Source organism: Acaryochloris sp. IP29b_bin.148, assembly GCF_028285565.1.
GTDB lineage: Bacteria > Cyanobacteriota > Cyanobacteriia > Thermosynechococcales > Thermosynechococcaceae > Acaryochloris.
Map to the genome: position 1 here is coordinate 24,912 of NZ_JANQOY010000201.1, position 8,992 is coordinate 33,903.

Below are 8,992 nucleotides of genomic sequence, written 5' to 3' on the forward strand. Positions count from 1 at the left end.
TGTGTAAGGGGCAATTCTACTCATTCTATGACATTTCCCCAATGGCTTGGCTCGATGTTTCAGTCAAGATCAAGCCATGGGAGAAATGTCCATTAGAAAGCTCACATTCCCCTGAGAGAGCTATGCCGATTGCTAGTGTTGGATCCATATCTTGGCTTCTGGCTCTGTCAAGGTTTTTCGATGCTGCATGGGAGCTTGAACGGGGTTAAGGGATTTTGATTGTTGGGTCGATTTTGTAGTTATTGATAATGCGGTTCAGGGGTTTTTCGAGTTCCTTGAATTGCTCATCAGGGACAATAAAACTCAAAATGGCGACTCGCTTGCCTTGCCGTTCAATAAAGCTATTGCCCAGCAGTTTGGCGTTGATATTACTTGATGTTTTTGACTGAGCGGTATATCCCCAAATAAGTAACACACTGCCGTCCTTCTGTGGTTTAGGCTCCCGAAGAAAGAAATCAGGTTCCTTGGCAAAGGATTTCTTGAGAAAATCCTGGAGGAGTTTGGTCAGTTCATCCTGGTTGGGATTGTTATTCACATCAAAAACGTCTGCAACCAGCCCGCCATTGCCAGTGGGATCCGTCCATAGAACAATGACCTCCCCAGGCTTGCTGTTATCCTTACTTTTCCAACCATCGGGAACCAACAAAGAAAACACATTCGATTGATGGGTGTATGTTTCTAGATTCTCAATCTCGACAGATTTGAATCGCCGGCGCCCCGTAAAGGGTGAAGGGCTGGGTGAAGGGCTAGGACTAGAAAGAGGAGAGGGGCGAGGCGAGGCGGATGGCGTCGGTGACTCCGACTCTAACGTTGAAACGCTGGGATCAATGCTGTTGTTATTGTTGCCAAAACTAAAAAAGACGATAGCGCCAATAATGGCAACGGAAAGTCCTCCTGCAATCGACCATAGCGTCACATTACTCTTGCGCGAATCGTCAATCGCGGCAAACTGCTGGGCAGGCGGTGAAGAAAATGGTGTTGGCGGCGGCGGGACGGCGGGCTGAGTAGACGGTGAGGCGGGCGGCATTGTGGGGGGCACACCTGACGCGACGGGCGGCGGCGGCATAATTTTGGTCGGGGGTGGCTCAATCTGGGTGTTGAGAGCTTGTAAAATCTCTGCTGCCGCCTGATAGCGATCCACAGGGCGTGGAGCCAACATTTTATTGAGGACTGTGGCGAAGTTATCGCTTAAGTAGAGCGCTCGTTGCCACAGCCATTCTAAGGATTGAGGATCTTGGAGCTGTTGTGGCGGTTGCCCTGTCATTAAGACTAAGGCAGTCACCGCTAAGGCATATAAATCGCTGTGGGGAGCCACCAATCCCAATCGCATTTGCTCATCAGGTGCATAACCAATTTTGCCCAAGCGGGTTCCACCTGACAGTGCCTCTGCAGAGCTCCGTCCGCTCACCACCTCTGTGGCCACATCGATCGCCACCTGTTTAACGCCCCCCATATCAATTAGGACAGGAAGGCCATCTTTACTACGCAAGATAATGTTGTCGGGTGAGATATCGCGATGGATAACGCCCTGGCCATGGAGATAACTGAGGACAGGCAATAGATCGCGAAAGAGTTGTGTGATTTCACTTTCGCTGAAGACTTGCCCCTGTTGTTGGCGCCCCTCTAAAAGCTGCTGATAGGTGGAGCCCGCCGCAAAGTCTTGGACCAGAAAGAGTCGCTTCTGATCGGTAAAGATCTCCCAAAATCTGGGAATTTGGGGATGTTCCAAGCGATGAAGTGTCGCAGCTTCTCGCTGAAAGAGTTCTTCGGCCTTTTTAAGGGCATAGGTTCCCTGTACCGATGGCGTTAATTCCTTGAGGACAATAATCTCATTGAAGCGTCCCGTATCTTCCGCCCGGTATGTTCGACCAAACCCACCTTGACCGAGTTGTTGCTGGACAATGTAGCGATCGCGCAGCCGAGTTCCCGGTGATAAAGATGAATTGAGATTGCCAGCAGCTGATTCAGCAGCAGAGGTGACTGCTGAGTTGGGGAATGAAGAGGCTGTTGCCTCAGCCCCAGGCTGAGAGCGTAAGATCGATGTCCCACAGTATTGGCAAAATCGGGAATCTGGAGAATTCTCGCGCCCACAGGAATGACACGTAATCGGAGTCATAGAATTAGCATTTCACATAATGCAACAACGCTATAGACCAAGGCAGGAGAGAAGTCATTAGATCCTTTTTCGTGTTGGCGTGTAGCCATTTTTTATGACGATATCAGTGATAGTAAACTAACTGCGATCACATCATAACCTAGCTCAGTCTGGGGCTTTTTAGAAGGATGACGATCACCTTGATTGGCCCTTACTATCATTTCTAAGTCTGCGATTTGAGCGCAGGGCTCGCCAGGTTTGACCTATACCGCGGTAGAAAAGTCTCCTTCGATGAAATTCAAAGGAGGCAAAATGACATACCGCAAGCTATCCCATACCGTGTGGGAATGCCAGTATCATTTGGTGTTTATTCCCAAATATCGCCAGAAGCGTATATGTGTTCAGATTAGACGTTTATTGGGCGAAGTATTTCATGAACTGGCGCGTCATAAAGAGAGTGTGATAGAAGCAGGCCACCTGATGCCGGACCATGTTCATATGTTGATCATTATTTCGGTGAAGTACTCTGTATCGAATGTGATGGGTTATATCAAAGGCGAAAGTGCGATTTATATCGTCCAAGAGGTGAAGCCTGGTTGACTGAAAAAACATTGCACATTGACTAATCAGCAAGGAGTTTTGTACGTTTTTCCCGAGCCAGTTAAACTCTCTAGCTTCAAGGTTTACAGGCAAATGATCAAGCTAAAACATGATGCCCAAAACAGCCAATTAGCAAGCACATTTGTTTGATCCTTGAATTCTTTCTTGGAAGAAAATTCAGGGCTTTTTGTGGAATCTTGTCAGTTAACTAGGTTGGGGGAGTGGCACCTTTTTGCACCCCATTCACTTGCAGCAGGGCAGTTAGTTATTATCAAAAAAAATGATACACTCGCTACATTTTTTTGGCATTCTAGAAAGTAATATAAATATTTCTATTTATTTATTTTTATTCTATGTAGTCCGAATAAAATTATCTAAAAACATCTTTGCTCTTAAGAGAGGTATTTTTTTGCTGGAATAATGAATGAATGACCAATATATTCTATACTTAAATCTAGAATTGTCGGTGCGAAAAAATGCAATCCTGACTTCTTGAATGGATGTTTTTTTATTCTTCTCAGAAAGAAACTAGTAAAAAGACATTATTGTTATGAGAATATTCTTTTATCTTAAACATTTCTCTCCCTTTGGAGAGAAACCAATTGGTGGGACAAGCACGATTGTACATGGGCTTTCTACTGGTTTAGTCGCTTGCGGAGTTCCAGTGACAATTCTATGTGAGAGAAAAATCAAAAGTTCATTTAAAAGTGATAATGGATGTCAAATAGAGTGTTTTCAGAATCCCATTGAATTGCCATCTTTTAAGATTTCTCCTGATTTAGAGTCATATTTTCTCAATGCTGTTTCTGATGACAGCATTGTAATTATAAATGGCACATTTCACCCTAGCGTTTATTCCATTTCTCGCCTTTTAAAGAAGCATGGAATACAATACATAGCTGCACCCCTGGATATTTATCATCCAAGTATGCTTAGGAAAAATTATTTCCTTAAGTGCCTTTATTGGCATTTATTTGAAAAGGAAATATTGAAGGATGCTAAAGCCATACAGCTATATGAAATTAATCATAGTAAATGGCTCCAAAGGCTTGGAGTTCAAAGCGATTTCATAGAGGTACCAGGAGGATTTCTTGATGATAAAGCATGTCCTGCATCTTTACTAAAATGGGAGCTCAGACCTCCAAAACTATTTTTTTTCGGACGTGTAGATATTTATCATAAAGGTTTAGATCTTCTCCTCAAGGCCTTCTCAGAAATTTCCCAAAGCATAGAAATTAGTTTAACAATACAAGGTCCAAACGAGAAGGGAAAAAAGAAGCTTAAATCTGAGAAAAGACGGCTGGCTCCTAAAGGTGAAGTTCATTTTCTTGATCCTGATTACGATCGATCTCCGCCTTCAATAATTGCCGACTATGATATCTTTTGCCTGCCTTCACGTTTTGAAGGGTTTGGATTATCTGCTCTTGAAGCTATGCTAGCTGGCCGTGTTCTTTTAGTGTCAGAGGAGGCTGGTATCGCACCGCATGTCAAGAAAAGTGGTTGCGGTGTAGTCGTTCCATCTGAGGTTCCGTGTATTAAGGCAGGTTTGTTACAGCTCTTGGAATGTCGCTCAGAGTGGAAGGAAATGGGCTTAAAAGGACGAGAATACGCGATCAAAAACTTAAATTGGCATAAGATAGCAGAGTCTACACTAAAACAGTATGCATTATGTGAGTTAGACCCTGTAATGGCGTAGATACATTAACCCCAGATCACCTGCCCATAGAACCCTCCCCGCTGCTCGATCCGAAACCCACTAAGCAACACGCCGATAAATACCTTTATCACTGGCATCCCCAGCTCCACAAACCTGACTCTCAGCGGTTTGTTGATTGCATAAAAGCCCCCTGTGCAACACTCCTGATTCTGGCGCACAATGATTGCAGTTCCTGCGTTATCTGGTTGCCCCTGCGAATCCTCAAGGGAGCGTTGCGGTCCCATTGCGTCTATATGCCCCAAGTGTCCATCATCCTCCCCCTGCTCAATGAAGCCACGGTTCTCCGTCGAACCCTCAATCATCTGATGATTTTGGAGCCTCCTGCCCATGAGATTATCTTGGTCGATGGTGGCAGTACTGATGCTACGGTCTCTATCGCCCAGCACTATGCAAAAACCTATCAGGAGATCAATCTTTCTGTGGTGGCTGCAACGGAGCGAGGTCGGGCCTTACAGATGAATCAGGGGGCTGCGATCGCAACCGGAGATATTCTCTGTTTTCTCCATGCCGATACCCTCGTCCCGGATGATCTAGTCGACTTAATGACTCAAACCTTAGCTCACCCCAATACAGTTTGTGGGGGGTTTATCGCTTTGATGGGGGGCGATCAAATCACTTGTTGGGGAATGACGTTGCAGAATTACCTAAAAACCTATATTGCTGCCCTGATTGCTCGCCCCTACCTCTTTGCCTGCAAGGGATTTAGAGTTTTGTTTGGCGATCAGGTCATCTTCTGCGACAAACAAGCGTTTCAGCAGTGTGGCAGGTTTGATTCTAGCCTTCCCATTATGGAAGATGCCGAGCTTTGCCTCAGAATTGTGCAGCATGGCAAAATTCGGCTGGTTAACCGCATTGTCCAAACCTCCGATCGCCGATTGCAGCAGTGGGGAGCTTGGAAAGCCACACTCATCTATCACTCGATAGGTTGGCTGTGGCTGATGGGGTTACCCGCCGAATTTCTTAAACGCTTTTACACTGACATTCGTTAGGCGTTGCCAGACAGCGCTGGGCTAAGGGCCTGCTTGAGCAGATCTGCTTTATCGGTTGCTTCCCAGGGCAGATCGAGATCGGGCCGTCCGAAATGACCATAAGCGGCCACATCCTGATAGAAGCGACCGCCACGCTCACCTGGAAGTTTAGTTAAGCCAAAGGTTTGGATCAGACCTGCAGGACGGAGTTCAAAATTTTCTTGAACGACCTGTAATAGGCGATCTTCATCGACTTTGCCTGTACCAAAGGTCTCAATCAAAATGCTAACGGGGCGAGCAACGCCAATGGCATAGCTGAGCTGGACTTCACACTTATCAGCCAATCCAGCAGCAACAATATTCTTGGCCACATATCGGCAAGCATAAGCTGCACTACGGTCGACTTTTGTCGGATCCTTACCGGAGAACGCGCCACCCCCATGACGAGAATAGCCACCGTAGGTATCCACAATGATTTTTCGCCCGGTGAGTCCAGCATCGCCTTGGGGACCGCCCACAACAAATTGGCCCGTAGGATTGACGAGAAACCGAGTATTGTCGTCGGGCTTGATATCGATATCAGCAAAGACGGGGAGGACAACGGTATTCCACAAATCTTCTTTGATCTTGGCTTGAACCGCTGCCGGGTCAGTGATGTCACCGATAGTGGCGTCATGCTGAGTGGAAACTAAGATGGTGTCGATACCGACAGGACGACCCTCTTCGTAAGCAATGGTGACCTGGGATTTCCCATCTGGTCTTAAATAGCTCAACTGAGTTTTGCGCACAGCGGCCAACCGTCGCGTGACCCGGTGGGCAAGGCTAATGGGCAAAGGCATCAGCTCTGGCGTTTCATTGCAAGCAAACCCAAACATCAGACCTTGGTCACCCGCCCCAATGGCGTCTAGTTCTTGGTCGCTTTTTTCTTCGCGCGTTTCTTGGGCAGAATCTACCCCCTGGGCAATATCAGGAGATTGCTCATCCAAGGCCACGAGAACAGAGCAGCTATTGGCGGCAAAGCCGTTGTCCGAATCGGTATAGCCAATTTCGGTAATTTTTTGACGGACTAAATCCACAAAATTAACTTGGGCTTTAGTCGTAATTTCTCCGGTGAGAAGAACGAGGCCGGTGTTGACCACTACTTCAGCGGCAACCCGACTCGCAGGGTCTTGAGTGAGTAGAGCATCAAGAATCGTATCGGAAATTTGATCGCAAACCTTATCGGGATGGCCCTCAGTCACAGATTCCGACGTGAAGAGATAACGCTTAGGCAAGATCTTGATCCTCCTGTGGAGCAAGGCGACAATGATAAATATAAATTCCTGGAAGTTCTGAGAATTATAGCATTACTCTAGAGAGCGGCCTCTAGGAGAATTAACGCAGAATTGCGTTTTCACAAGGATTATAAGGACTTATGGGGTGATAGTAAGCTGGTGCCAGCTTTCTAGAGAAATATCAGCGAGTTGAGAGGGGACTGGCATGGGCCATCCCCAATTGACGATGATGCAACCCGCCGCATTCGCAGATTGGGCCATTTGCATATCCACGGGAGAATCTCCCACCATCAGGGTTTGGCTGGGAGCAGTTCCTAGTTGCGAACAGATATTTATAAAGAGGGACGGATCAGGTTTGGTGATCGGCCCGTCAACGCCTTGGGTGACCTGAAAGAGGTCTTGCAGGTGATAAGTGCTCAGAAACGCTTGGACATTGTCACTACTATCTGCTGATAGAAGCCCTAACTTCAGCCCTGCCTTTGATAATGCAATTAAGGTCTCTAAGGTATCGGTAAATAAAGGGGTATAGTCTGCCTTCGGCTTTAAATCCTGATCCGCCTGTTCAAAGGCGGATTCAGCAATCTCTAGAGCCTCTGACCAGTTACGTCCAGTTGCGGCAATATAGGCGGCCGCCGCAATTTTGTTCTCATAGCGACTTCCCACGGCTAATAGTCCGGCTGGATTGAGATAGTTTTCTTCTATGCCAAAGGCAAGTAATAGGGCTTCCTGGGTGCCTGGAACTTGGGTGCTGACTAAGTGCGATCGCGCCTGCCCTAAGCGTTTTAAAAAGGATTCTACCTCTGCGAGGGTGCCATCTTTGTCAAAGACGATGGCTTCAATATGGGTAAAGATGTGATCTAGGCAGCGAATCGTGGCCACAAGCAGCTCAGTTTCTATCGTTCTGTGAGTTTAGTAAGGTGACTTGGACCCGATGAGTTCTACAAAAGGGCTAAGATAGCCTTTCTATATTGAATGCCATATATCGTCTACAACACAATTCTCTCAGAATTTTGGGTACTGGGTAATCGCCTCATAATACTAACTTTCATCCCGCGTTCTAAGTATCCTTCAAATCGCTCTTGGAGAAAATCGGGTGCCTCCGTTGCTGACACTTCTGCAAACCCACCTTGCCGATAAAACGATCTTAAATGAGTCCAAGGAATGCAGTAACAGGTCCGATTTTCAAGCTGCTCGGTGCAGGCTTGCAGGAGCTGTTTGCCAATTCCCTGACGCTGAAATACTTGGAGGACCTGCATCCCACGCAAGACCAGAACATTTTGCTCCAGACATAACCGAACGACACCAACAAGCTGAGAATTTGAACCCGCCATCAAAATCCAATCTTCTGGTTTTAAACCACCGCTATAACCACAATGACGATAAAATGTCTTGATTTTTTCCAGATCTTGGCGTTTGGCTTGATGAAGGGTGATCAAAAGACGTAAGCGCTAGATAAACTCATATCCAACTGTAGCGTTAATGAATGCTGGGTGGTTTGGCTGTCTGCGATCGCAGTTTCTGCAAGCAAGCATGAGATAAACAGTTACGCTTTCTTCCTAGCAATGAACTGGACGACTGAAGCCATACCCGTATGATATTTCCCCTCACGGACCTCTCGCTCAAGCTCCCTGATCAAAATAGGCTCGCAGTGCGGAAATTCGTGCTCAACTTTGGCACAGGTCATCAGCATATCGAGATCTTTGGGACCGCCCGTATCCCGAGTCATTTGATTTTCAGAGTATGCCTCAAGCAGAATAATGCCATTGGGTTTTAGGCACCGCTCTACTAACGGGTAGAGTCTGTTTCTAATCGGGCTGGGCAGATGGGCTGAGATGGAAACAACGGATCCATAATGATGGGCGGGTGGCTTAAACAAGCCAAGGTCTGCCACTTCTGTCTGGATCTCTACGCCCTGGGATTGTGCCAACTTTTGAGCCTTGGCCAGACCGACCTCTGAACCATCAACGCCATATACGTTCAAGCCACGCGAAGCTAGAAAGACCGCGTTTCGGCCTTCCCCTTCCGCCAGGGATAGGACAGGATCGATCAGAATATGGGCATGCTCGGCCAGGAACGAATTGGGGTCCGTTCCGTAGATATAAGCGTCGTCAGCGTAACGTTGATTCCACATGTCTATGGCAAAAGGAAAAGGTGACCACGTAGGGATTGAACAGATGGAGCTTGAATGGGGCGTCCCTTGCGAGGCGCTATTAAAACGTGAGTTCGACGAAGAAATAGGGCATGAGAAAAGGCTGGGGCATATATTTGCAGTATGTCGTACCGCTTTACCTCAGCCATGTCTATCAGCTTACCCCGCCTTGATGTGACCGAAATATTC

The 8,992-nt window shown here is 47.0% G+C and carries 7 protein-coding genes and 1 pseudogene; 3 read left to right on the top strand and 5 right to left on the bottom strand.

The window, feature by feature from the left end; translation table 11 throughout:
• Window positions 1-205: 205 nt before the first annotated feature.
• Window positions 206-2,116 carry a protein kinase gene (locus tag Q0986_RS18005; RefSeq protein ID WP_299413779.1) on the bottom strand — a complete coding sequence of 637 codons (1,911 nt, stop codon included), beginning with the start codon at window positions 2,114-2,116 and terminating at the stop codon, window positions 206-208.
• 291 nt (window positions 2,117-2,407) lie between these two features.
• On the opposite strand from Q0986_RS18005, the pseudogene tnpA reads away from it, so the two are divergent.
• The 3 genes and pseudogenes from tnpA to Q0986_RS18020 form a co-directional block, all read left to right on the top strand.
• A pseudogene (gene tnpA / locus Q0986_RS18010) lies at window positions 2,408-2,677 on the top strand (IS200/IS605 family transposase); the annotation flags it as partial.
• 568 nt (window positions 2,678-3,245) lie between these two features.
• Complete coding sequence (locus Q0986_RS18015) at window positions 3,246-4,391, top strand: glycosyltransferase (RefSeq protein WP_299413782.1); 1,146 nt, start codon at window positions 3,246-3,248, stop codon at window positions 4,389-4,391.
• 254 nt (window positions 4,392-4,645) lie between these two features.
• A complete protein-coding gene (locus Q0986_RS18020) occupies window positions 4,646-5,401 on the top strand; it encodes a TIGR04283 family arsenosugar biosynthesis glycosyltransferase (protein WP_299413803.1) in 756 nt (251 codons plus the stop codon).
• Here the strand turns inward: Q0986_RS18020 and metK are convergent.
• The 4 genes from metK to Q0986_RS18040 form a co-directional block, all read right to left on the bottom strand.
• Window positions 5,398-6,654 (bottom strand): methionine adenosyltransferase, encoded by a 1,257-nt coding sequence (metK, locus tag Q0986_RS18025; protein WP_299413784.1) that lies wholly within the window; start codon window positions 6,652-6,654, stop codon window positions 5,398-5,400. The genes Q0986_RS18020 and metK overlap by 4 nt on opposite strands.
• Window positions 6,655-6,792: 138 nt before the next feature.
• Window positions 6,793-7,533, bottom strand: coding sequence for an HAD family hydrolase (locus Q0986_RS18030; RefSeq protein ID WP_299413790.1), 741 nt, complete (start codon window positions 7,531-7,533; stop codon window positions 6,793-6,795).
• A gap of 107 nt (window positions 7,534-7,640) precedes the next feature.
• Window positions 7,641-8,090, bottom strand: coding sequence for a GNAT family N-acetyltransferase (locus Q0986_RS18035; protein WP_299413793.1), 450 nt, complete (start codon window positions 8,088-8,090; stop codon window positions 7,641-7,643).
• Between the two features lie 107 nt (window positions 8,091-8,197).
• A complete protein-coding gene (locus Q0986_RS18040) occupies window positions 8,198-8,785 on the bottom strand; it encodes a class I SAM-dependent methyltransferase (protein ID WP_299413797.1) in 588 nt (195 codons plus the stop codon).
• Between the last annotated feature and the right edge of the window lie 207 nt (window positions 8,786-8,992).

Bases quoted from the DNA above. Each gene is read 5' to 3' on its own strand.
- Q0986_RS18040 (WP_299413797.1), bottom strand. From the start codon at position 8,785: ATGTGGAATCAACGTTACGCTGACGACGCTTATATCTACGGAACGGAC.
- Q0986_RS18020 (WP_299413803.1), top strand. From the start codon at position 4,646: ATGCCCCAAGTGTCCATCATCCTCCCCCTGCTCAATGAAGCCACGGTT.
- Q0986_RS18005 (WP_299413779.1), bottom strand. From the start codon at position 2,116: ATGACTCCGATTACGTGTCATTCCTGTGGGCGCGAGAATTCTCCAGAT.
- Q0986_RS18015 (WP_299413782.1), top strand. From the start codon at position 3,246: ATGAGAATATTCTTTTATCTTAAACATTTCTCTCCCTTTGGAGAGAAA.